21 protein-coding genes are annotated in these 21,530 nt (G+C 66.6%); 16 read left to right on the top strand and 5 right to left on the bottom strand.

The features are described 5' to 3' along the window. Positions 1–79 precede the first annotated feature (79 nt). The 3 genes from FF090_RS07785 to flgA form a co-directional block, all read right to left on the bottom strand. The gene (locus FF090_RS07785; RefSeq protein WP_138856183.1) at positions 80–472 is read right to left on the bottom strand and encodes a hypothetical protein; all 393 of its coding nucleotides are present in this window, start codon (positions 470–472) and stop codon (positions 80–82) included. Between the two features lie 55 nt (positions 473–527). After that, complete coding sequence (gene flgM, locus FF090_RS07780) at positions 528–890, bottom strand: flagellar biosynthesis anti-sigma factor FlgM (protein ID WP_175423575.1); 363 nt, start codon at positions 888–890, stop codon at positions 528–530. Between the two features lie 109 nt (positions 891–999). Further along, entirely contained in the window at positions 1,000–1,695 is a 696-nt protein-coding gene (flgA, locus tag FF090_RS07775) for a flagellar basal body P-ring formation chaperone FlgA (RefSeq protein ID WP_138856181.1), read from the bottom strand. A gap of 145 nt (positions 1,696–1,840) precedes the next feature. Between flgA and flgB the strand changes: the two genes are divergently transcribed. From flgB to FF090_RS07695, 16 genes are all read left to right on the top strand, one after another. After that, positions 1,841–2,251 carry a flagellar basal body rod protein FlgB gene (gene flgB, locus FF090_RS07770; RefSeq protein WP_138856180.1) on the top strand — a complete coding sequence of 137 codons (411 nt, stop codon included), beginning with the start codon at positions 1,841–1,843 and terminating at the stop codon, positions 2,249–2,251. An 18-nt stretch (positions 2,252–2,269) separates the two neighbouring features. Beyond that, positions 2,270–2,689 carry a flagellar basal body rod protein FlgC gene (gene flgC, locus FF090_RS07765; protein WP_138856179.1) on the top strand — a complete coding sequence of 140 codons (420 nt, stop codon included), beginning with the start codon at positions 2,270–2,272 and terminating at the stop codon, positions 2,687–2,689. Positions 2,690–2,711: 22 nt separating this feature from the next. Then, positions 2,712–3,356: a flagellar hook assembly protein FlgD gene (locus tag FF090_RS07760; protein ID WP_138856178.1), complete on the top strand. Its 645-nt coding sequence runs from the start codon at positions 2,712–2,714 to the stop codon at positions 3,354–3,356. A gap of 20 nt (positions 3,357–3,376) precedes the next feature. Beyond that, positions 3,377–4,711: a flagellar hook protein FlgE gene (gene flgE, locus FF090_RS07755; RefSeq protein WP_138856177.1), complete on the top strand. Its 1,335-nt coding sequence runs from the start codon at positions 3,377–3,379 to the stop codon at positions 4,709–4,711. 5 nt (positions 4,712–4,716) lie between these two features. Then, a complete protein-coding gene (flgF, locus tag FF090_RS07750; protein ID WP_138856176.1) occupies positions 4,717–5,442 on the top strand; it encodes a flagellar basal-body rod protein FlgF in 726 nt (241 codons plus the stop codon). Between the two features lie 36 nt (positions 5,443–5,478). Next, positions 5,479–6,261, top strand: coding sequence for a flagellar basal-body rod protein FlgG (flgG, locus tag FF090_RS07745; RefSeq protein WP_138856175.1), 783 nt, complete (start codon positions 5,479–5,481; stop codon positions 6,259–6,261). Positions 6,262–6,270: 9 nt separating this feature from the next. Beyond that, on the top strand, positions 6,271–6,936 hold the full coding sequence (locus FF090_RS07740) for a flagellar basal body L-ring protein FlgH (protein ID WP_138856174.1): 666 nt from the start codon (positions 6,271–6,273) through the stop codon (positions 6,934–6,936). 82 nt (positions 6,937–7,018) lie between these two features. Then, positions 7,019–8,113 carry a flagellar basal body P-ring protein FlgI gene (locus tag FF090_RS07735; RefSeq protein WP_175423574.1) on the top strand — a complete coding sequence of 365 codons (1,095 nt, stop codon included), beginning with the start codon at positions 7,019–7,021 and terminating at the stop codon, positions 8,111–8,113. Next, positions 8,113–8,991 carry a flagellar assembly peptidoglycan hydrolase FlgJ gene (gene flgJ, locus FF090_RS07730; protein WP_138856172.1) on the top strand — a complete coding sequence of 293 codons (879 nt, stop codon included), beginning with the start codon at positions 8,113–8,115 and terminating at the stop codon, positions 8,989–8,991. The genes FF090_RS07735 and flgJ overlap by 1 nt, the downstream gene beginning before the upstream one ends. 15 nt (positions 8,992–9,006) lie before the next feature. Continuing rightward, complete coding sequence (gene flgK / locus FF090_RS07725; RefSeq protein ID WP_138856171.1) at positions 9,007–10,986, top strand: flagellar hook-associated protein FlgK; 1,980 nt, start codon at positions 9,007–9,009, stop codon at positions 10,984–10,986. 2 nt (positions 10,987–10,988) lie between these two features. Further along, a complete protein-coding gene (flgL, locus tag FF090_RS07720) occupies positions 10,989–12,200 on the top strand; it encodes a flagellar hook-associated protein FlgL (protein ID WP_138856170.1) in 1,212 nt (403 codons plus the stop codon). A 52-nt stretch (positions 12,201–12,252) separates the two neighbouring features. Next, positions 12,253–13,416, top strand: coding sequence for an EAL and HDOD domain-containing protein (locus FF090_RS07715; protein ID WP_138856169.1), 1,164 nt, complete (start codon positions 12,253–12,255; stop codon positions 13,414–13,416). Continuing rightward, the gene (locus FF090_RS07710) at positions 13,413–13,772 is read left to right on the top strand and encodes an Hpt domain-containing protein (protein ID WP_138856168.1); all 360 of its coding nucleotides are present in this window, start codon (positions 13,413–13,415) and stop codon (positions 13,770–13,772) included. Before FF090_RS07715 ends, FF090_RS07710 begins: the two co-directional genes overlap by 4 nt. Next, positions 13,769–15,976, top strand: coding sequence for a putative bifunctional diguanylate cyclase/phosphodiesterase (locus FF090_RS07705; RefSeq protein WP_138856167.1), 2,208 nt, complete (start codon positions 13,769–13,771; stop codon positions 15,974–15,976). Before FF090_RS07710 ends, FF090_RS07705 begins: the two co-directional genes overlap by 4 nt. Then, positions 15,973–17,823: a GGDEF domain-containing protein gene (locus tag FF090_RS07700; RefSeq protein WP_138856166.1), complete on the top strand. Its 1,851-nt coding sequence runs from the start codon at positions 15,973–15,975 to the stop codon at positions 17,821–17,823. Before FF090_RS07705 ends, FF090_RS07700 begins: the two co-directional genes overlap by 4 nt. A gap of 192 nt (positions 17,824–18,015) precedes the next feature. After that, complete coding sequence (locus tag FF090_RS07695) at positions 18,016–18,762, top strand: PEP-CTERM sorting domain-containing protein (protein ID WP_175423573.1); 747 nt, start codon at positions 18,016–18,018, stop codon at positions 18,760–18,762. Here the strand turns inward: FF090_RS07695 and FF090_RS07690 are convergent, their stop codons facing one another. Both FF090_RS07690 and FF090_RS07685 read right to left on the bottom strand, forming a co-directional pair. Then, positions 18,763–20,568 carry a GGDEF domain-containing protein gene (locus FF090_RS07690; RefSeq protein ID WP_175423572.1) on the bottom strand — a complete coding sequence of 602 codons (1,806 nt, stop codon included), beginning with the start codon at positions 20,566–20,568 and terminating at the stop codon, positions 18,763–18,765. Then, entirely contained in the window at positions 20,565–21,476 is a 912-nt protein-coding gene (locus tag FF090_RS07685; protein ID WP_138856163.1) for a transporter substrate-binding domain-containing protein, read from the bottom strand. The genes FF090_RS07690 and FF090_RS07685 overlap by 4 nt, the downstream gene beginning before the upstream one ends. Between the last annotated feature and the right edge of the window lie 54 nt (positions 21,477–21,530).

The following is a 21,530-nucleotide window of genomic DNA, read 5'->3' as shown; positions in this document are numbered from 1 at the left end:
GCAACCCACCGCGTCCCCTCGGGGGACCGACCGAACCCGCCCGCGTTCAGCGCGGCGGGTTCGGGCGAGGGGCACACATTCAGGCGCTGATGCTGTCGCCGCTGCTGCGGCGCTTCAAGGGCTTGCCGGCCTGGCCATAAAGGCCGATCGGCTCGGCCGGCATCAGGGTGTCCAGTGCCCGGTCCAGGGCCGAGCTGGCGCGCGACAGGCTGACGCGCTGCGCCGCCAGCAAGGCACTGGCCTGACCCAGCCGTTGCCGCGCACTGGCATTGAGCTGGCCTTGGCGGGCCAGGGTCTGCAGATGGAGCATGCGCTGCTGGACGGCGCCGCTGTGGAGCTCCAGCGCCAGGGTGTCGCGCTCAAGCAAGGCCTGATGGACCCCAGCCAGGGCGGCTTCCAGCTCTGAAATCAGCGGATCGGCGGCGATTTTTGCGGTGGCCGCCGGGAACGAAGGGGAACGAGGGGCAATCATGGCGTCACGCTCTCACAGGGCTTGAGTCGTGGCGCCTCTTAGCGGGCGCGCCGACTCAGGATTCAGACGGGCCGCGCGGCTGCAGTTCGCGCGTACTGGCGATCAGGCGGTCAGCCACCGCCTCGGCATTGACTTCAAAGCGCCCTTCTTCGATCTCGCGCGACAGACGCTCGACCTTCTGGGTATCGAAACTCTCCTGCTCATCACCACCGGAAAGCAGCTGAACCGCGCTGTTGGACAGCGCCACCTGGGCGCTGGCGGGCGGATTGGCGTTGACCGGTTCGGCGCGCGCGCCGGTCTGATTGGGCTGGACGGCCGGCGCGGCCACTCGGCCGGCCTGGGGCGACAGCTCGGGTCGAGCTGCACGGTCCTGTGCAGGGGATTGCACCGGGCGATTGGGGTTGTTGCCGACTTCCATCATGGGCTCCTCGTTCCGGAACCCAGCCCGCTTGCCGGGTTCCTGGGGGCTTCTTCGGCCCACCGGGCGGCAACTTTAGGGTTTTTTCCAGGCCAGCCGGAATTCCACCTCACCATGGCAGCGTCACCCGGTTTGGCCCACTGGCCTGCCCCAGCACGATACGACCACTTTCCAGCCGCACCCGCACCGTCGCACCCTCCAGGCCCGGCCCCAGGGCCTGGCCCTCGGAACGCAGCGAAAAACCCTCACCGGCCAGACTCAGCTGCACCGGCGCACCGGCTTCAAACCACTGGCGGACGCGCAAGTGCTGTTGGCGCAGCACGGCACCGCCCTCGGCGGCCTGGGCCAGAACCCGCCCCACCGGCGGCTCGGCTTGCGCCAGCGCAGGGGATGTCTCAGCGCTGATTTCGGCCCGCCGCCGCTCCATCATCTCCTCGCTCAAGGTGGTGCCAGCCGGCAAGCTCTGGCGCAGGGTCCAGGCTGGCGCGAACACCCGCACCTGCACCGGCACCGTGATCGACCAGCGCTTGGCGCCCTGCAGGCAGCGCAGCCCCACGCGGCTGCGCCCCCAAAGGTTCTGGCCCGCAGGGACAAAGGGCTGTACCTGCTCGCAGGGCGCCAGGCGCAGGCGTGCGTCAAGCTCGCCCAACTCCACCACCACCTCCCCTTGACCGGCCAGCGCTGCCTGAGCCGCACTCTGGGTCATGCTCTGCAGCGCTTGGCGCCAGGGCTCCGGCAGACTGGCGGCCGCCGGCCCCATGACCAGGGCCAGCACCAGCGCGAAGCAGTGGGCAAGGTATTTCATGGCGCCGCACTCTAGGCAGCCGCTTGGCGGCCCAGCGCGGGAATAGACCGACTGCGAGGCCGCTTTTCCGGCTCATGTTTGCCAGGGCCCCCAACAGAATCGCTGCCATCGCCCAATAGGGCTTGCTGCGGACGCCGGAGGCGCCATGTTGGATCGGCTCACCACCGGACTTGAATTCCAGACCCAGGCCTTGGCGCTGCGCGCCGAGCGCCAGCGTCTGTTGGCCAGCAATATCGCCAACGCCGACACCCCGGGCTACCAGGCCAAGGACATGGACTTCGCCCGTGCGCTGCGCGAAGCCGTGGGCCAGGCCCCAGGCCAGGCCAGCGTCACCCACGCAGCCCACCTCAGTCAAAGCCCCAACGGCCTGGCCACCAGCACCCGCCAATTCGCAATCCAGGCGCAGACCAATCTGGACACCAACGGCGTGGACATGGACCGTGAACGCGCCGCCTTTGCCGACAACACCCTGCGCTACGAGGCCACGCTGCGCTTCATCAACGGCAGCGTACGCACGACGCTGGACGCCATGCGCTCGCACAACGCGGCAGTCTGATCCTGAAGGGGAAACACCATGTCGATGTTCCAGATCTTCAACATCAGCGGCTCGGCGGTTTCGGCGCAGAGCCAGCGCCTGAATGTGGTGGCCAGCAATCTGGCCAATGTGGACACCGTGGCCGGGCCCGATGGCGCGGCCTACAAGGCACGTCAGGTCATGTTCCAGACCCACCTGATGGGCGCCAACGGGCAGCTCGACGAGGCCAGTGCCGGCGTCAAGGTCACCCAGATCACGGAAGACCAGACCCCGGGGCGCCGCGTCTTCGACCCCAAGCACCCCAAGGCGGACGGCACCGGCTATGTCACCTACTCCAACGTCAACAGCGTCGAGGAGATGGTCAACATGATCTCGGCCTCACGCTCCTATCAAAACAACGTCGAGGTGATGAACACCGCGAAGAACCTGCTGCAGAAGACCCTGCAGATGGGTCAGTAACCGACGGCTCAGGAGAAGCGCCATGGACATCGGATCCTTACTTGGCAGTGCCAGCAGCGCCAGCGGCAGCAAAGCGGCCCAAAAGGCGCAGGAGACCCAGGACCGCTTCCTGACCCTGCTGGTGGCTCAGATGAAGAACCAGGACCCGATGAGTCCGATGGAGAACGCCGAGCTCACCACCCAGCTCGCGCAGATCCAGACCGTCACCGGCGTGGACCAGCTCAACACCAATATCGAGAAGCTCGGCAGCCAGTTCAACCAGAGCCAGGCTTTGCAGGGTGTGGCCTTGATGGGACGCGACGTCACCCTGGCGGGCAACCGCCTGAGCTTCCGCGGCGACCACTCGGAGGGGCAGTTCGAACTCAGTGGCGCCGCCGACCACATCGAAGTCGAGGTCACCACGGCAGCCGGCACGGTGATCGACAAATTCAATCTGGGCAGCGCGGGGGCCGGCACCCACACCTTCAACTGGAGCAAACCCGGCTTCGAGGATGGCGCCGCCGAGTTGCACTTCCGTGTCAACGCCACACGGGGCGCCAAGCCCGTGCCCAGCACCACCTTCACCCGCGACCTCGTCACCGCCATCTCCACCAAGGGCGGGACCTTGAGCGTGCAACTGGCCAGTGGCGGCACGGCCCAGGTGCAAGACATTCTTTCCGTCGATTAAGTCTCTCCGAAGGAACCATCATGGGCTTTCAACAAGGTCTCTCGGGTCTGAACGCATCCAGCAAGAACCTGGACGTGATCGGCAACAACATCGCCAACGCCAGCACCGCCGGCTTCAAGGCTTCACGCGCCGAGTTTGGCGATGTGTACGCCGCCGCGCTGAACGGCGCCGGGGTCAACAACATCGGTATCGGCGTCGGACTCGCCGCAGTGGCGCAACAGTTCACCCAGGGCAACATCACCACCACCGAAAACCCCATGGACCTGGCCATCAACGGCCAGGGCTTCTTCCAGGTCAGCGACGGGGTGAACCCGCGCCTGTACTCGCGCAACGGCCAGTTCAAAGTGGACCGCGAGGGCTTCATCGTCAACAACGATGGGCTCAAGCTCCTGGGCTACCCGGCCGACGGCACCGGGGTGATCCAGCCCGGCATTTCCCAAGTTCTGCAATTGCCAACGGCCGGCATTGAGCCGGCCACGACCAAGAACATCAAGCTCGAGTTCAATGTGGACTCGCGCGTCAAGACCACCTCACCCCTGGGCACCACGGGCATCATCCTGAATGACCCGTCGACCTATAACAACGCGACCTCGCTGTCGGTCTATGACGCCAAGGGCCAAGAAATTGCGTTGACCCTGTACTACCAAAAAGGCGAGGTCAACCCTGCCACGGGCGAGACGCCCTGGCATGTCTACGCCACCGCCAACGGCACGCCCCTGGCCGTGGACAGCGCAGGCAATGGCATCGGTGTGGACGCCAACAACAACCCCCAGACCCCCTGGACCACGCTGATCTTCCCGCGCACCGGCGGCGCACCGCTTCAGCCCTCGGGGCTGACCAACCCGCCCAATGGCCTCTTGAACATGGACATCCCGGTCTCCACCAATGCGGTGGGTGCCCAGGCCCTGGACATCGTCGGCATCCAAGTGAATTTGCTGGGCGCCAGTGAGAACGGCTCGCCCTTTGCCGTCACGGACGTCTTGCAAGACGGCTATGCCCCAGGCCAGCTCAGCGGCATCCTGATCGAAGGCAACGGCATCGTGACCGCGCGCTATAGCAATGGCCAGACCAAGCCGGCCGGCCAGATCGAATTGGCCAACTTCCGCAACCCCCAGGGTCTTCAACCCCTGGGCGGCAACGTCTGGGCCAGCACCTTTGCATCCGGTGACCCCGTCCTGGGCGTGCCTGCGGTCGGCAACTTTGGCCAACTGCAGTCCGGCGCGCTGGAGGACAGCAACACCGACCTGACCATCGAACTGGTCAACATGATCACCGCGCAGCGGGTCTATCAGGCCAATGCGCAGACCATCCGCACCCAGGACCAGGTGCTCCAGACCATCACAAACCTGCGGTGATCTAAATGGACCGGATGATCTACAACTCGATGGCGGGGGCCAAGGCGGCGATGCAGCGCCAGGAGGTGCTGGCGCACAACCTGGCCAATGTCAGCACCACCGGCTTTCGCGCCGAGTTGCAGGCCTTCCGCGCCGTGCCGGTGCGCGGCGACGGCGCCAGCACCCGCGTCTACGCCCTGGAAACCACGGTGGGCTACGACGACAAGGCCGGCCCCTGGCAGACCACCGGCCGCAACCTGGACGTGGCCATGGTGGGCAAGGGCTGGCTCTCCGTCCAGGCCCTGGACGGCACCGAGGCTTACACCCGCGCCGGCGCTTTGGACGTGAATGCCGAGGGTCTGCTGGTCACGCGCAGCGGCCTGCCCGTGCTGGGCGACGGCGGCCCCATCACCATTCCGCCCAACACCGAGGTGCAGATCGGCGCCGACGGCACCGTCTCGGCCAAGGGCCAGACGGGCCGCCCCACCAATGTGGGCCGCTTGAAACTGGTGACCCCCGAGGCGCGCATGAACCGCGGGGAGGACGGTCTATTCCGCGGCGTGGACGGCGACCTGAATGCCGACCCCAATGCACGGCTGGAGTCCGGCGTGCTGGAAGGCTCCAATGTCAGCGCGGTGGAGACCATGGTTTCCATGATCTCGGCCGCCCGCCAGTTCGAGCAGCAGATGAAGCTCCTGAGCCTGGCCCAGACCCAGGGCCAGGTCTCCGCCAAGCTCCTGTCCCCAACCTGATACGACGGGCGCCGTTCCCGCTAAGGAGTACCGAGCATGATGCGCAGCCTGTGGATCGCCAAGACCGGCATGGAGGCCCAGCAGACCCAGTTGGACCACATCTCGCACAACCTGGCCAATGTCTCGACCTATGGCTACAAGCGCTCGCAGGCCATCTTCGAGGATTTGATCTACCAAAACCTGCGCCAGAGCGGTGCCCCCGAGACCGAGCAGACCACCCTGCCCACCGGACTGCAGGTGGGCCTGGGCGTGCGCCCGGTGGCCACCAGCCGCGTCTTCACGCAGGGCAGCCTGACCCAGAGCGAGAACCCCCTGGACATGGCCATCACCGGCAAGGGCTTCTTCCAGATTCAGCGCCCCGACGGCACCACGGCCTATACCCGTGACGGCAGCTTCAAAGTGGATGCCAACGGCCAGATCGTCACCAACAACGGCGACACCTTGCTACCTGGCATCACCGTGCCGGCCAATGCCCGCTCGGTGAGCATTGGCGCAGATGGCAATGTGTCGGCCCTGCTGCCCGGCAACGAGACGCCGCAGGGGCTGGGGCAAATTCAACTCGCCAACTTCATCAATCCCAACGGCCTGGACCCGCAGGGGCAGAACCTGTTCCTGGAAACCGCTTCCAGCGGCGCCCCGCAGGTGGGGGCGCCAGGCACCAACAACATCGGCACGCTCAAGCAGGGCTTCACCGAAGGCTCCAACGTCAATGTGGTGGAGGAGCTGGTGCAGATGATCCAAACCCAGCGCGCCTATGAGCTCAACTCCAAGGCGGTGCAGACCTCGGACCAGATGCTGCAAAGACTCTCCCAGCTCTGAGCGACTGCCATGAAACGCCTTCTCCTGCTCCCCCTGGTGCTCTTGAGTGGCTGCGCTTCGATGCTCGACCCGCGCGTCGAGCTCGACCCGCCTCCGGTGGTTCAACTGCCCGACATCCCTCAAGCGGTGCCGAGCAACGGCGCAATCTTCCACGCGGCCAGCTACCGCCCGCTGTTCGAGCAACACCGCGCCCGCTTGGTGGGCGACACCCTGACCGTCAGCATCATCGAGAAAATCAGCGCGACGCAAAGCTCCACCAGCGAGGCCGACCGCAGCGGCACGCTCTCGGGCGAGGTCAGCGCCATCCCGGGACTGAACCCCACCAAGACCCTGGCGCGTGCCACCGCCGGCGCCAGCAGCGCCAACAAGACCACCGGCAAGGGCAGCAACCAGAACAGCAACGAGTTCAGTGGCACGGTGACGGCCGTGGTGCAGGCGGTGCTGCCCAACGGTCACCTGCTGATCAGCGCCGAAAAGCAGATCGGCGTGAACAACAACGTCGACGTGCTGCGCTTTTCGGGCCAGGTGGACCCGCGCAACATCGGCGCCGGCAACACGGTGGCCTCCACCGCCGTGGCCAATGTGCGCATCGAGCAGCGGGGGCGCGGTCCGGCCGAGGGCTTGCATGGAATCGGCTGGCTTTCCCGCTTCTTCTTGAGCCTTTCGCCGACCTAAAGAAAACCAACAATCGGTCGAAGCCCCGAAAAGGCGCCACTGCCCGTGGCGCCGCGGGCCGCAACCCCAAAGGGTGTCGACCGTGAAGTACTTTCTTGCCGCACTGCTGTCCCTGATCTGCCTGCCGCAGGCCCAGGCCCTGCGCATCAAGGAAGTGGCCAGCGTGGCCGGCGTGCGCTCCAACCCGCTGACCGGCTACGGCCTGATCGTCGGCCTGGACGGCAGCGGCGACCAAACCACCCAGTCGCCCTTCACCGGCCAGAGTCTGACGGCGATGCTGCAGCAATTCGGCATCACGCTGCCGCCGGGCGTCACCGCCAGTCCGCGCAATATCGCGGCGGTGGTCGTTACGGCCCAGCTGCCGCCCTTTGCCCAGCCCGGTCAGCAGCTCGACGTGACGGTGGCCTCGATCGGCAACGCCAAATCCCTGCGCGGTGGCACGCTGGTGACCACTCCGCTGCGCGGTGCCGATGGCCAGATCTATGCGCTGGCCCAGGGCCATCTGATCGTCGGCGGCGCCGGCGCCTCGGCCGGTGGCTCCAAGGTGCAGATCAACCATCTGGCAGCCGGCCGCGTGCCAAACGGCGCCACGGTGGAGCGCGCCGTGCCCACCCCGCTGCACCAGGGTGCCACGCTGCAACTGGACCTGAGCAGCGCCGACTTCAACACTGCCCGTGCCGTGGCCGGCGCCATCAACCGCGCCAAGGGCGCCGGCACCGCCCAGGCCCTCGATGGCCGGGTGATCCGCGTCAAGGCCCCGCAAGACCCCGACGAGCGCGTCGGCTTTCTGGCCGACATCGAAAACCTGCCCTTTGACCTGGCCACCCCGGCCGCCCGGGTGGTCATCAATGCCCGCACCGGCTCGGTGGTGATGAACCAGGCCGTCACCATCGGCCCCTGTGCGGTGGCGCATGGCGCGCTCAGCGTCACCATTTCCAGCACGCCCCAGGTCAGCCAGCCGGGTCCGCTCTCCAGCGGCCAGACCACCGTGACCGAAAAGGTCGACATCTCGGTGCGCCAGGAACCGGGGCCGCTGATCCAACTGCCGGCCGCCGCCAAGCTGGCCGATGTGGTGAAGGCGCTCTCCGCCCTGGGCGCCACGCCGGGTGATCTGCTGGCCATCCTGCAGGCCATGAAGACGGCCGGCGCCCTGCAGGCGGAGTTGGAGGTGATTTGATGAACACCCAAGCCAGCAGCCTGGCCTTTGACAGCCAAGCCACCCAGTCCCTGCGCGCCCGCGCGGCGCGCGACCCCGCCGCCGCCACCAAAGAAGCCGCCAAGCAATTCGAGTCGCTCTTCATGAACGAGGTGATGAAGCGCATGCGCGCTGCCACCTTGGAGTCCGGGCTGATGGAAAACCGCCTCAGCCAGATGGGCACCGAAATGCTGGACCAGCAGTTCGCCACCAGCCTGACCGGACTGCCCGGAGGACTGTCGGCGGCCATCGAGCGCCAACTGGCGAAAGGAATGTCCCCAGGCATGCCAACCACGGCGGCTGGCCCGCAGTTGGAGGACGGCGGCCTTACAAAGGCCGCGGCCCCCCTGCCTGAGCTGGCCAAGAAGAATGTGCCCGCCCATGTGGCGCAGTTCATCCAGCGCCACGGCGATGCGGCCCGCGCCGTTCAGCAAGAGAGCGGCCTGCCGGCCGACTTCATGCTGGCCCAGGCCGCGCATGAGACCGGCTGGGGCCGCGCCAAGATGAAGACCCGCGACGGCCAGGACGCCAACAACCTTTTCGGCATCAAGGCCGGCCCGGGCTGGACCGGGAAGGTGGCCGAGGTGACGACCACCGAGTTTGTCAACGGCGAGCCGCGCAAGGTGGTGGCCAAGTTCCGCGCCTATGACAGCCCGGAGGACAGCTTCCGCGACTACGCCAAGCTCCTGACCGGCAACCGCCGCTACGCCCAGGCTGTGGACGTGGCGCGCCAAGGAGACAGCGCCCAGGCCTTTGCCAAGCATCTGCAAAAGGCCGGCTACGCCACCGACCCCGAGTACGCAAGCAAGCTGGCCAAGGTGATCAACACCACCGTGCGCGTGCAACGTGCGCTGGCCTGAATCCGGAGCCTAAGTATGGCCGCCTCCCTGCTGCTCAACCTCGGCGCCCGGGCCATGAACGCCACCCAGGGCGCCATCAATGTCATTGGCCACAACATCGCCAATGCCAATACGCCCGGCTACTCGCGCCAGACCGCCGTCCTCAAGACCGCCCTGCCCCAGTTCACCGGCGCGGGCTTTATCGGCAAGGGCGTACAGCTCGACACCGTCAACCGCGCCTTCAACCGCTTCCTGCAGCGCGAGGTGCAAAACTCACAGGCCCAGGCCGCTGGCGACGAGACGCGCGTCATCAATATGCGGCGCCTGGAGAAAATTTTCCCGCCCGGGGAGTCGGGGCTGGGGGCGGCCATGAGCGGCTTCTTGAACGCCATGGTGGATGTGGCCAGCCGCCCCGCCGACCCCTCCGCACGCCAAGTGGTGCTGGGCCGGGCGCAGGAGATGGCCACGCGCTTTGCCAGCGCCGGTCGACAACTGGCCGATCTGCAAGCCGGTGTGGTCACGGAGCTGCAGACCTCGGTCAGCATCGTCAACCAGTTGGCCAATCAGATCGCCAGCGCCAACAACGAGGTGGCCCGACTGCAGGGCAGCGGGCACAGCGCCAACGATCTGCAAGACCAGCGCGACCAGCTCATCACCCAGCTGTCCAAGTACCTGGCCATCACCACCTTGGAGGCCGATGACGGCTCCACCAGCGTATTCATCGGCGGCGGCCAGCGTCTGGTGCTAGGCGCCCAAGCCCAGCAGTTGGCCGTTCATGCCGATCCCTACGACCCCCTGCGGGCCCGCTTGGGGCTGGTCGAGGCCGGTGGCACCCGTCCGCTGGATGGCAATGTCCTGAGCGGCGGCTCACTCTCAACCCTGGTGACCTTCCAGGACGAGGATCTGCAGGACGCACGCAATTTCATTGGCCAGTTGGCTACCGCGCTCAGCATGCGAGTCAACGAGCAGCAAGCGCTCGGCCTGGACCTCTCGAGCCCACCTGGCTCTGGCGTGCCCATCTTCTCGGTCGGCAAGGCCCTGGCCCTGCCGGCCAGCACCAATGCGCGCGACCCCAGCGGGGCGTTCATTTCGGGTGTGCAGATCACCCGGGTGGATGCCGCCTTCCTGCAAGCCAGCTCCTACACCCTGAAGAGCGACCCGGCCGCACCCGGCACCTATTTGCTGACCCGTGAGAGCGACGGCCTGGTACGCACGGTGGCCGATGGCGATGTGGTGGACGGTTTTCGCATCGACTTCACGCCGGCCGCACCGGGGCCGCTGGACACATTCCGCTTGGAACCGGTGGCCGCCGCAGCCCTGGACATGCGGCGCATGCTGGACCAGGCCCAAGGCATTGCGGCGGCCAGCCCCATCAGCGCCGTGACCCTGGTCACCAACACCGGCAGCGCCAGTGTGGATGCCATCTACAGCGTCGACGCCACCACCTTCAATCTGGCCAACCTGCCGGCCGATCTGCTGTTCGGCACCGCCAACCCAGACGGCACGGTGGACTACACCCTGAGCGGCCCCTTCGGCAGCGTCAACGGCGTCTGGCGCCCCGGCCAACCGCTGGGCAATGAGCTCGGCGTCGCCTTGGGCTTTGAGCTGCATCTGTCCGGCGTGCCGCGCACGGGCGACCAGATTCAACTCATCGCCACCCAGTTCCCGGCCCAGAACAACGGCAACGTCAAGGCTTTCCTGGCGCTGCAAGGGGCCAATTTCGTCGGTCAGCGCGATCTGGGCGGTGGCGTCATCTCGTCGGGCGCCACGCTCAACGACGCCTATGCCGCGGCCATGGGCGAGATCGGTGCCCGCGTCCAGGGCGCCGAGTACCTGTCCCAGGTCTCGACCCAGGTGGCCGAGCAGGCCGAGGCCTCGCGGGCCGCCGAGGTGGGCGTGAATTTGGACGAAGAGGCCGCACGGCTGATGCAGTTCCAGCAGGCCTACCAGGCCGCCGCCAAGGTGCTGCAGGTGGCCCAGACCGTGTTCGACGAACTGATCAATGTGGTGAGGTAAGCATGCGAGTCTCCACCGCCAATCTCTATGACGCCACGATTGCCCAGTTGCAGCGGCGCCAGATCGAAATGCAGCAGACGCAGGTGCAGCTGACCTCGGGCAAGAAAGTGGCCGAGGCCAGCGACGACCCCACCGGCGCCTCGCGGGTGGAGCGCTCACTGGCCGCCATCGGCCGGGTGGACGCCAACCAGCGTGCGCTGGAGGCCAGCCGCAACAGCATGACCTTGGCCGAGTCCGCCCTGGGCGACGCGGGCGAGATCCTGCAGCAGATCCGCGAGGCCCTGATGTCGGCCGGCAACGCCAGCTACAGCGACGCCGAGCGCGTCGGCCTGGCGTCTCGGGTGGCGGGCCTGCGCGCTCAATTGCTGTCGATTGCCAACCGCCCCGATGGCAGCGGCGGTTATGTCTTCAGCGGTCAGGGGGCGAGCCAGCCCCCCTTCCTGGACGAGCCCGGCGGCGTGCGCTTCAACGGTGTGCCCGGCACGGTGCTGACGGGCAATCTGGAGAACTTCGCACTCACCATCGACGGTCGCCAGGCCTGGGAACAGTCGCGCAGCGGCAATGGCGCCTTTGTCACCGATGACCTGCCCAACGCGATCACGGGCAACCCGGCGCGCGCCTGGATCGATGCCGGGCGCGTCACCGATCCCCAGGCGCTGACCGGGCACGAGTACCGCATCGAAATTTCCGGGACCGCGCCGGCCCAGACCTATTCGGTGACCGATGTCACCACCGGCGGCGTGGTGGTGGGCGGGCCTTTCAGCGCCGGCCAGTCGGTCAGCTTTGATGGACTGACGGCCCAGATCAGCGGCCCCGCGGTGGATGGCGACAGCTTCCGCATCACCCCATCCACGGCTGACTTGCGTCTCTTCGATGTGCTGGACCGGGCCACGGCGGCGCTACGAACCCCGCTGCGCGGGAACGCGGAGATCCAGCAATCCAACATCGAATCCCTGCGCGATCTGGACCAGGTCTTCACCACCATCCAGAACGTGCGCAGCCTGGTGGGCGAACGGCTCAATCTGCTGGATGGTTCAGAGACCCGGCTGTCGGGCCTGAAGCTCTACAACCAGAGTGAGCGCAGCGCCGCCGAAGACCTCGACATGACCGAGGCGATCTCGCGCTTTGAGGTGCAGAAGTCCAGCTACGATGCAGCGCTCCGGTCCTATGCTGCTGTGCAGCGTTTGACCCTGTTCCAGTACCTGAACTTCTGACGCGCAGCAGGTCTTCCGGGCGGTCAGAAGTCGCCTCGGGAGCCGCATCGCGATGAGCCTCAAGCACCCTGTTCTGGCGCAGTTGGCGCTGGGTTTTTCTCCGCTCTACGACAAGCAGCGCCAAGTCCTGGCGACCCGCGTCAGCTGCATCCCGCTCAAGCCCGAAGCCGAGATCGATGTCGCGGCACTCTGGGCCGCGTTGGCCGAGGCGGTGCCCGACAAACCTGCGGTGCTCTGCCTGCCGCAAGAGGCTGCGTTGCAGGCCCTGTTGGCCCAACCCCTGCCCGGCAATTGGTCGGTCGAGATCCCAGCTTTCCTGGCCGCCGGCCTGAGCGAATCCCTGGGTCGCCACAAGGGTCTCCTGCTCAAGGGCGCCAGTGGCGCGGCCCTGGGTGCGGAGCGATCCGCCTTCAAGGCCACCGAACTCGATCTGGACGATTTGCGGCGCGGCGCATCAGACCCCAACAAACTGCCGCTTTGGTGCAATGTGGTGCGCTCGGGCGAGGAAGCCGCCGAAGCCTTTCAGCGCGGCGCACTGGCCGTCTTTGGCCTGCCGGTGGACGGGGTGTACGAACCCGCACCCGGTAGCCCCGCGAAGGCCGAGGTCAGTGCCGACCTGCAGGTCATCATCACGCTGATGGGCCAGGTCGACCAAGGCGAGAGCGCTGAAAAGATGGAGGCCACGCTCAAGCGCGACCCCAGCCTGGCCTTCAAGCTGCTGCGCTACATGAACAGCGCGGCGTTCGGGCTGCCGGTCGAAGTGACCTCCTTCCGCCACGCCATGATGCTGCTGGGCCTCACCCGCCTGAAGCGCTGGCTGGCCCTGCTGCTGGCCACCGCCAGCAAGGACAACGCCATGCGACCAGTGATGTGGGCCGCGCTGCGTCGCGGCCTGCTGATGGAAGAACTGAGCAAGAGCCTGCAGGACAGCGACGCCAAGGACGAAATGTTCATCTGCGGCCTGTTCTCGCTGCTCGACCATCTGCTGAAGACGCCGTTTGCCAAGCTGCTGGAATCCATCCCCTGCCCCGAGCGCGTGCGCCAGGCTTTGGTGGAGGACGGCGGCCCTTATCAGCCCTATCTGCAACTGGCCCGAGCGGTCGAGTCGGAGTCCGCCTTCGATTACCGCGATGCCGCTGAAGCCCTGATGATCGGACCGAGCGAACTCAACCACGCCATCCTCAGCGCCTTGAACAAGGGGGCGCAACTCGAATGAGCGAGGGCGCGATGCTCGACCCGCAGGCCTGGGCGGAATTGCAGGCCCTGGACCCCGATGGCTCACAAGGCCTGATGCAGCGCCTGGGCGAGGCCTTCGAGCGCACCCTGCAGCGCTTGGAGCCCGAGCTGGAGGCCGCCCTGACGGGTCTGGGAGCCGATACAGACCCCTTGCGGCGCTGCGCCCACACGCTGAAATCCGCCTGCGCCAATCTGGCAGCGCTGCAGCTGGCCGCACAATGGCAAGCTATCGAACAACAATGCAAGGAGGGTCGGCGTGAGGGCGTCGAGGCACAAGTGGCGCAGGCGCGCCTGGCCTTGAAGGCACTACAGGACACGCTGCGCAGTCGGGCATGAAAGAACCCGCGCAAATCCCCCCCGCCGAGTCGGCCCGGGTACTGCTGGTTGACGACGATGAGGTCAGCCTGCTGGCGACCGCTGCCGCGCTGCGCGCGCGTGGCTTTCAAACCGTGGAATTGAACAGTGGCGAGGCCGCCCTGGCTTGGCTGGCCGAGCACAACGTCGATGTGCTGGTGCTGGATGCGCTGATGCCGGAGCCCGATGGTTTCGAGACCTGCCGCCGGCTGCGGGCCCAGGCCAAGACGGCCAGCCTGCCGATCTTGATGCTGACCGGTCTGGACGACGATGCCTCGATCGAGCGAGCCTACGAGGTCGGCGCCACCGATTTCTTCGTCAAGACCCGTCAATGGGGCCTGCTGGCAGGGCGCTTGCGCTATCTGCTGCGGGCAGCCCGCACCCGTGAAGAGCTGGAGCGCTCCAAGGCCCGCCTGGCGCGGGCGCAGGATCTGGCCCGCATGGGCAGTCTTGAGTGGAAGCCAGGCCAAGGTTTGAGCCTTTCGGCCGAGTCCCTCAGGGTGCTGGGCTTGGAATCTGAGCCCTGCCCGCGCCTGGACTGGCTGCTGCAGCGAATCCCGCGCAGCGAGCGCCAGGCCCTGGTGGGCTTGCTCAAGGAGCTCAGCGTTCAACCCGGCCCCCTGCTGGCGGACCTGAGTTTTTGCACGCCGGATGGCCGGGTGCGCATCTTGCATCTGGAGGCCGAGCCCGAGGACCTGGGGCCCCGGCCGGCCTACAGCGGCGTGCTGCAAGATGTGACCGACCGCCGCCAGGCCGAGGACCGGATTCGCCAGTTGGCGCATTTCGACGCGCTGACCGGATTGCCCAATCGCCGTCAACTGATCTGGCGCGCCGAACGCGCCATCGATGCGGCGCGGCGCCAGGGCCATCAAGTGGCCCTGCTGCTGATCGACCTGGACCGATTCAAAAACGTCAATGACACCCTGGGCCATGCGGCCGGTGACGAACTGCTGGTGGAGGTCTCGCGTCGGCTGCGTGCCTGTGTACGTCACACCGATCAGCTGATGGAAGGCGTGCTCGAGGCCAGCGGCGCGCGCAGCTACCGCAGCCTGGAGGCCGTGGGGCGGCTGGGCGGGGATGAATTCGTGGCCCTGCTGCCCGAAATCGGCACCGAGCCCGACGCCGAGCGCGTGGCACAGCGGGTGCTGCAGGCCCTGCGGGTGCCGGTTTCGGTCTCCGGCCAGGACTGTTTTGTGACCGGCAGCGTCGGCATCGCCGTGTTCCCGCGCGATGGTCAGAATGTGGCAGATCTGCTGCGCAATGCCGATGTGGCGATGTACGCGGTCAAGGACCAAGGCCGCAATGCGGCGGCCCAGTTCGCGCCCCAACTGGGCGGCAAGGGGCGCGAGCGGCTGGAGTTGGAATCTGCGCTGCACAAAGCGCTGGAACGCGAAGAATTGGTGCTGCACTACCAGCCCAAGGTCGATGTGCAGGCCGCGCGCCTGGTCGGTGTGGAGGCCCTGATGCGTTGGCGCCGTGGCGACAAATTGGTCTCCCCGGCCGACTTCATCCCACTGGCGGAAGAGACCGGTCTGATCGTACCCTTCTCGGAATGGGCCCTGGCCGAGTCAGCCCGACAGGCCAAGCGCTGGCAGCAGCAGTTCGGCTTCGATCAGTCGATTGCGGTCAATTTGCCCAATCGCCTGTTCGAGCGCGAGGACCTGGTCGAACAGATTCACCAGGCCGTGAGTGCGGCCGGCATCGTGCACGGCGGCCTGCAGCTGGAGATCACCGAAACCGGGTTGATGAAGGACCTGCATGCCGTCATCCCCATCCTGCACCGACTCACCGCCATCGGCGTGCAGATCTCCATCGATGACTTCGGCACCGGCTACTCCTCGCTGTCCTACCTCACCAGCCTGCCGTTGGCCGAGCTGAAGATCGACCGCAGCTTTGTGCGCGATCTGGGCATCTCCCCTCAGAGCACGGCGGTGGTCTCGGCCATCATTGCGCTGGCCCGCTCGCTGGGCCTGCGCGTGATCGCCGAGGGCGTGGAGACGGAACGGCAGATGGCGGTGCTGCAAGACCAGGGCTGTCACTACATGCAGGGCTATTTGTTTGCCAAACCCCTGCCCGGCGAGGCACTGGACGCCTGGTATCGCGAGAACCTGCATGAGAACCGAGCGGCCTGGTGCGTGAGCGCCCTGCTCAACGCCCAGGCCCAGAGCCGACGCCCCCCGCGATGACCCTGCCCGCCACGCCAAATCCGACCCAATGGGCCAAGCAGGCACTGCGCCGCCTGGCCCAGGCCAAGCTGGAGCCCACGCCCGAGAACTACGCGCGGGCCTACGCGATGGAGTCCGGCCAGCCGGCGCAGTCGCCCGCAGCGACGGCCGAGGCCGGCCTCCCCGAGCGCGCCCAAGCGGTGCTACAGCGCCTGCTGCAACTGGGTGTCAGCGATTTGGGCGAACGCCAGGAACTGCTCAAGCTCTTGCGCACGGCCCAGTTCGACGAGGCCCTTCGGCGTGCAGACCAAGTGCTGGTCAACGAAGGCCCGGCCGCCCAAGGCGAGCAACTGGCGCAGACCGTGGATCGCTTGGTGCGCGGGCTGGAGCGAGGCGGCCGGCAATGGACCCTGGCCCGCAAAAAAGACGGACTGCAGCGCGTGCTGGGCGCCAACCGCAGCGATGCCGGACGGCTGATCAAACGCCTGCGCCAATTGGTTCTGAGCTGGGACAGTGAAGCCGAAGTGGGGGTCGAAGCGCGCAGCAGTGAGCCTGATGAGGGCACGCCGAGCCAGTTCTTCAGCGACGACGAGGCCGTCAGCACACCGCAAGATGAACCCGAATTGGAGCGCATCGCGCTCAATCTGGAAACACCCCAGCGCTGGGCGGACATCGAAAGCGAACTGCATGCCTCGTTGGCGGTGGCGCTGCAGCCCGGTCATGAGGCGCCGGAGTTGGTGCAACGCATCGAGGGCCTGCTGGCCGACTTGCAGCGCGAGCATCAGGCCGCCCAGGCCGGTGATGCCGGCCCGCAACGGGCCGAAGCCTTTTCTCGCTTGTGCGCGCAGGCCCGCCGGCTGCTCGACCATCGGCGCCATCTGGCCGAGCAGTTGGGCGGCCTTTGCAAGCTACTCAGCGCCAGCCTGGTGGATTTGAGCGAAGACGACTCCTGGGCCCAGGGGCAAGCGGCGGCCATGAGCGACACCCTGGAGCAAGGGCTCTCCGCATTGACCGTGCGCAGCGTGTCCGAGCGGCTTACCGCCACCCGTGAGCGCCAACGGACGTTGCGCGCCGAACGCAGCGCTGCCCGCGATGCCTTGAAAGGCTTGATCCAGACCCTGTTGTCTGAAGTAGGGAGCCTGGGCGCCCACACCGACCGCTTCAATGAACACATCGGCCGCTATGCCGAGGTGATTGAGAAGGCCGACTCGCTGGAGTCGCTGACCGGCGTGGTGCGCGAAATGGTGCAGGAAAGCCGCACCGTGCAGGGTTTGGTGCAGCAGACGCAGGCCCGTTTGAGTTCCGAGCACCAGCGCACCATGGCCCTGGCCGAGCGCGTGGACCAATTGGAAGACGAGTTGCGCCGCCTCTCCGAAGAGGTGCAGACCGACCAACTCACCAAGGTCGCCAACCGGCGCGGCTTGCAAGCCGTCTTTGCCAGTGAGCAAAGCCGGCTGCAACGCGAAGGCGGGCCATTGGCCGTGGCCCTGCTCGACATCGACAACTTCAAGAAGCTCAACGACAGCCTGGGACACAACGCCGGCGACGAGGCCCTCAAAGGCTTGGCCGCCCGAGCCCAGGCCACGGTGCGTCCAGGGGATCTGGTGGCGCGCTGGGGTGGTGAGGAGTTTGTGCTGCTGTTGCCCCGCACTCCGCTGGACGAAGCCAAACAGGTGCTCGGCCGCCTGCAGCGTGCGCTCTCGGCCAGTCTCTTCATGCACGAAGGCAAGGATGTCTTCGTGACCTTCTCGGCAGGGGCCACGCTCTACCGCGAAGGCGAAGGACTGGAGTCCGCCCTGCAGCGCGCCGACGAAGCACTCTACGAGGCCAAGCGCACCGGCAAGAACCGGACCTGCACCAGCCCTTGAGGTTTCAGACCGAACCAATCTCCGTGAACTATTCACGGTGGATTAGTCGAGTCTTTTTACATTTGAATGTAAAGACTTCCTAAAGGCTTTGTTGCAAGTAGCCTAAACCTTTGTCGCATGGATACTTTGTAGTCTTGGCACGGGTTCTGCTGACATTCGCATCGTCCTTTTAACCTCCCTAGGGAATTGATGATGATTGCGAAGAGTCTTGCCGCCCTGTCCCTGTCGCTGGCCACTGCAGCCAGCCTGGCCACCCCGATCACCGATGTGAGCCCCACCGGCTTCAATGTGACCTCGGTCGGCGCCAGCACCGTGGGTGGCATCGTGGTGGAACTGCTGGGCCTGAACGGCGCCCGCGTGGTGAGCCAGTTGTCGGCGGTGTCGCTGTACGAGGGCTTTGCCAATGCCAACCCCTTCACCGTGGGCACCCAGGCCGGCTTCGGCAATGCCGTGACCGGCGCCCTGGGCGGTGGCCTGGCTTCGGCCTCATTCCGTTTCACGCTGTGGGACGGTGACAGCGCTGCCGGCAATTTCGATTTCAACGACAACACCCTGCTGGTCAACGGTGTGCAGATCGGCAACTGGTCGAGCGTCACCACCCAGAACACGGACGCCAATGGCGCCGCTGGCGCCCTGGGTACCAGCATGGGCTTCCGCGACAACGTGCTGGACACCGGCTGGTTCCAACTGACCAATGCGGCCGCCCTGGGCACGCTGTTCAGCACCATCGACACCAATGACAGCCTGAAGTTTGAAGTCAATGACGTCGATGCCTTCGACAACTACTACGACTTCAAGCGCGGCATCGCCAACGAGCTGATCAACGTCGGCTCCGGCCCCGTGGTGACGCCCCCGAACAACGTGCCGGAACCCACCGGCTTGGCCCTGACCGGCCTGGCCCTGCTGGGTCTGGGCGCGGTGCGCCGCCGCAAGGCCTGATCAGGCTGCGGGCTCCGCTGCGGCGGAGCCCGCACCTGACGCAGCCGGGCCGGGCCGTGCCTGTGCCCGCTTGCGCATGAACATGGCTGCATCTGCTGCAGCCAGCAGCTCGATCAAAGGCGCCGGCTCGCAACCCACCAGGACCCCGACGCTCACACTCAGACTGAGCGCCTGGCCCTGAAAATCGATGTGTGCGGCCAAGGACTGCTCCAGGCGTTCACTCAAGCCCTCGGGCTTCAGAGCCGAATCCACCCCCGCCAACAAGAGCGCGAATTCATCGCCGCCGATCCGGCCGGCCAGATCGCCCGGCCGCACCACGTTTTGAAGACCGTGCCCCAGCTGCGCCAACAGGCAGTCCCCGGCCGCGTGTCCGTGATGGTCATTGACCTGCTTGAGTCGGTCGACATCCACAAAGGCCAGGGCCCAGGATTGCCCGGACTGGCGCGCCAAAAGCTGCTGGGCCCGCTCGAAGAATGGCCCGCGTTGAAGCAGGCCTGTGAGGGGATCAAAGTGCGAGCTTTCCAGCGCATTGCGGGATTGGCTCAGGGCCTCTTGCATGCGCTGCTGCTCGCTCAGGTCTTCCAGCACCACATGCAGTTGCGCCCCGAACTCGCCCTGACTGAGGCGAGCGCGCAGGCGCAAGGCCGGTGCGGTCGGGGAGCCCTGATCCCCAAGTCTCAGCTCCTCGGGTTCGGCGCCAACGCCCTGCAAAAAGGTCTGTACGCGCCCCCGCTCGCCACTGGGCAGAGCCAAGCACTCCACCAGGGCCACGCCGGGCCGCGCCGCGGGTAGCCAGCGCTGCAGGCGTTCACTGACCGCCAACAGACGCAACTGGGCATCGAGCGAAGCGGCCATCAAGGGCATTCGCGCAAAGTCTTCCTTGACCCGGCGTTCCTGCTCCTGCAAACGCTCCACCGCCACTGCGATCAGCTGTGCCGGCACCAAGAGCGCCGCCAACGGCAGGAAAGTCATCCACGCGCCCCACTCCGAGATGCTGACCGGCAGGGGCATCAAGCCGCTGCCCTGCACATAGGACAGCGCCATTGACACCCCCCAGGTGGCCAACGCGGTGGCCAACAAACCCTGAGTCAGGCCCACCAGTACCAGCAGCAACATCAGATAGACATGGGGCTGGCTGCTGACAGAGCACACCAAAAGGGCCGCGCCCAGACAGGCCAACACGGCCACCCAGGCCTCGGGCTGGCGCAGACGTTCACGCAGCAGGTCGCGTCGCAACAAGGCCAGGAGCCCCAGCGGCAGGATGGCCATCGCCCCCGCCACACTGCCGGTCCACCAGGCCAAGGCCGTGGTCGAGGGCGAGCGCAGGGTCTGCGCGGGCAGCAACAAAGCCCCTATGAGGGCACCGCACAGGCCTGGCAACAAAGCGCCCAAGACCAAAGCCAGGCACCAATCCTGCGGTCGCAGCCGCTGCGCCAGCCGCCCCAAATGGGGGCGCAGCAAGGCGGCTCCCACCAGCATCTCCAAGCCATTGCCCGGCAAATAGCGCAAGCCGGCATCCCAAGGCGATCCCACCAAACTGTTGAACACCGCCAGCAGTCCCATCAAGACCCCCAGCAACAGCGGCCAATGGCGCGCTGGCTGGGACAGCAGCACCATCGCCCCCAAGGCATTGGCGTACCAGAGCGGCGCCGTGGCGTGTGGGAGTCGCGCCAGCGCCATCGACAGCAACAGCCCCAGCGCGTAGGCCAACAGCGCGGCTGCAGTGCGCCGCCACCCGGCCTGTGCGGGGTGCCGATCCGGTTCGTTCAGAAGACTGAGCGACTTGAGGGGGTGAAGTGGGCTCATCGTGCCGCTCCGTCCGCGCGGCGCCGTCGTCCCAGCAGAGCCAGGCCCGCCAACCCGGCCAGGCCCAACGCACCAAGGCCCCATACGCGCAAGCTATCCCGTGTGGGCTGACGCACCGCCGCTTCGACTTCGCCGGGCGGCAGCCAACGCTGCAGGATGGCGCGCTGCGCCTCGGTCTCCAGCAGGCTTTGCCCCTGAGCCAGGCGCGCACCGATCTCGACACGATCCTTCGGGTAAGCGAAGCTGAGGGCATAGCCGAAGCCCAGATCGGCTCGCAACTGCAGACGATCCGAGGTCAACCCCAAGGACCGTCGCACATGCTCGATGCTGGCGATGTCAGCCACCACCCCTTCCAATTCACCGGCCACCCAGCGCCGCACGGCCTCGGCATCATCGTTACAAGCTTCCCACTGCACCGCAGGGAAATGGGTGCGCACATAGGCCTCCACGGCATAGCCTTTGCCGACCCCCACTTTGCGCCCGGCCAGCGCCGAGAGCCCGGCGAGGGCCGCGCTCGAACCCGGCCGCAGCAGCAGCGCCGCCGGTACCTCCACATAGGGCGGCCCGAAACCAAGATAGCGCGCCCGCTCCGGCGTGGCACGCAGTGAGGTCAGCAAATCCAGCTCACCGCGCTCGGCGCGCCGCAGCAATTGGTTCAGGGGCGCGGCCGGCTGCCACTCCAGCTGCAACCCCACACGCGGGGCAATGGCTCGCAGGATGTCCACCGACAGCCCGCGCAGCTCGCCGCGCTCATCCACAAAGACGAAAGGGCCGTAGTCGCGCTCAACCCCCACACGCAGACGCAGCGGCGTCGTTTCGGTTGCGCTCTCCGTGCAAGCCGTCGTCGCCAAGGCCATCAGGCCGAGCGCGCGTCGACGCGGCGGCTGGCCACCCCATTGCAAATCCATGCAGTCCTCCCTGGAGGGCAGCGCGGATTCAGGCGTTCTATTTTTTTATGTCCG

This window comes from Inhella inkyongensis, assembly GCF_005952805.1.
Classification (GTDB): Bacteria; Pseudomonadota; Gammaproteobacteria; order Burkholderiales; family Burkholderiaceae_C; genus Inhella; species Inhella inkyongensis.
This window is presented reverse-complemented; position numbering and strand designations above follow the sequence as displayed.

Bases quoted from the DNA above. Each gene is read 5' to 3' on its own strand.
- flgE (WP_138856177.1), top strand. From the start codon at position 3,377: ATGGGCTTTCAACAAGGTCTCTCGGGTCTGAACGCATCCAGCAAGAAC.
- flgJ (WP_138856172.1), top strand. From the start codon at position 8,113: ATGAACACCCAAGCCAGCAGCCTGGCCTTTGACAGCCAAGCCACCCAG.
- flgF (WP_138856176.1), top strand. From the start codon at position 4,717: ATGGACCGGATGATCTACAACTCGATGGCGGGGGCCAAGGCGGCGATG.
- FF090_RS07685 (WP_138856163.1), bottom strand. From the start codon at position 21,476: ATGGATTTGCAATGGGGTGGCCAGCCGCCGCGTCGACGCGCGCTCGGC.
- FF090_RS07785 (WP_138856183.1), bottom strand. From the start codon at position 472: ATGATTGCCCCTCGTTCCCCTTCGTTCCCGGCGGCCACCGCAAAAATC.
- FF090_RS07700 (WP_138856166.1), top strand. From the start codon at position 15,973: ATGACCCTGCCCGCCACGCCAAATCCGACCCAATGGGCCAAGCAGGCA.
- flgB (WP_138856180.1), top strand. From the start codon at position 1,841: ATGTTGGATCGGCTCACCACCGGACTTGAATTCCAGACCCAGGCCTTG.
- FF090_RS07690 (WP_175423572.1), bottom strand. From the start codon at position 20,568: ATGAGCCCACTTCACCCCCTCAAGTCGCTCAGTCTTCTGAACGAACCG.
- flgK (WP_138856171.1), top strand. From the start codon at position 9,007: ATGGCCGCCTCCCTGCTGCTCAACCTCGGCGCCCGGGCCATGAACGCC.
- FF090_RS07740 (WP_138856174.1), top strand. From the start codon at position 6,271: ATGAAACGCCTTCTCCTGCTCCCCCTGGTGCTCTTGAGTGGCTGCGCT.
- flgC (WP_138856179.1), top strand. From the start codon at position 2,270: ATGTCGATGTTCCAGATCTTCAACATCAGCGGCTCGGCGGTTTCGGCG.
- FF090_RS07715 (WP_138856169.1), top strand. From the start codon at position 12,253: ATGAGCCTCAAGCACCCTGTTCTGGCGCAGTTGGCGCTGGGTTTTTCT.
- FF090_RS07705 (WP_138856167.1), top strand. From the start codon at position 13,769: ATGAAAGAACCCGCGCAAATCCCCCCCGCCGAGTCGGCCCGGGTACTG.
- flgM (WP_175423575.1), bottom strand. From the start codon at position 890: ATGGAAGTCGGCAACAACCCCAATCGCCCGGTGCAATCCCCTGCACAG.
- FF090_RS07710 (WP_138856168.1), top strand. From the start codon at position 13,413: ATGAGCGAGGGCGCGATGCTCGACCCGCAGGCCTGGGCGGAATTGCAG.
- FF090_RS07760 (WP_138856178.1), top strand. From the start codon at position 2,712: ATGGACATCGGATCCTTACTTGGCAGTGCCAGCAGCGCCAGCGGCAGC.
- flgA (WP_138856181.1), bottom strand. From the start codon at position 1,695: ATGAAATACCTTGCCCACTGCTTCGCGCTGGTGCTGGCCCTGGTCATG.
- flgG (WP_138856175.1), top strand. From the start codon at position 5,479: ATGATGCGCAGCCTGTGGATCGCCAAGACCGGCATGGAGGCCCAGCAG.
- flgL (WP_138856170.1), top strand. From the start codon at position 10,989: ATGCGAGTCTCCACCGCCAATCTCTATGACGCCACGATTGCCCAGTTG.
- FF090_RS07695 (WP_175423573.1), top strand. From the start codon at position 18,016: ATGATTGCGAAGAGTCTTGCCGCCCTGTCCCTGTCGCTGGCCACTGCA.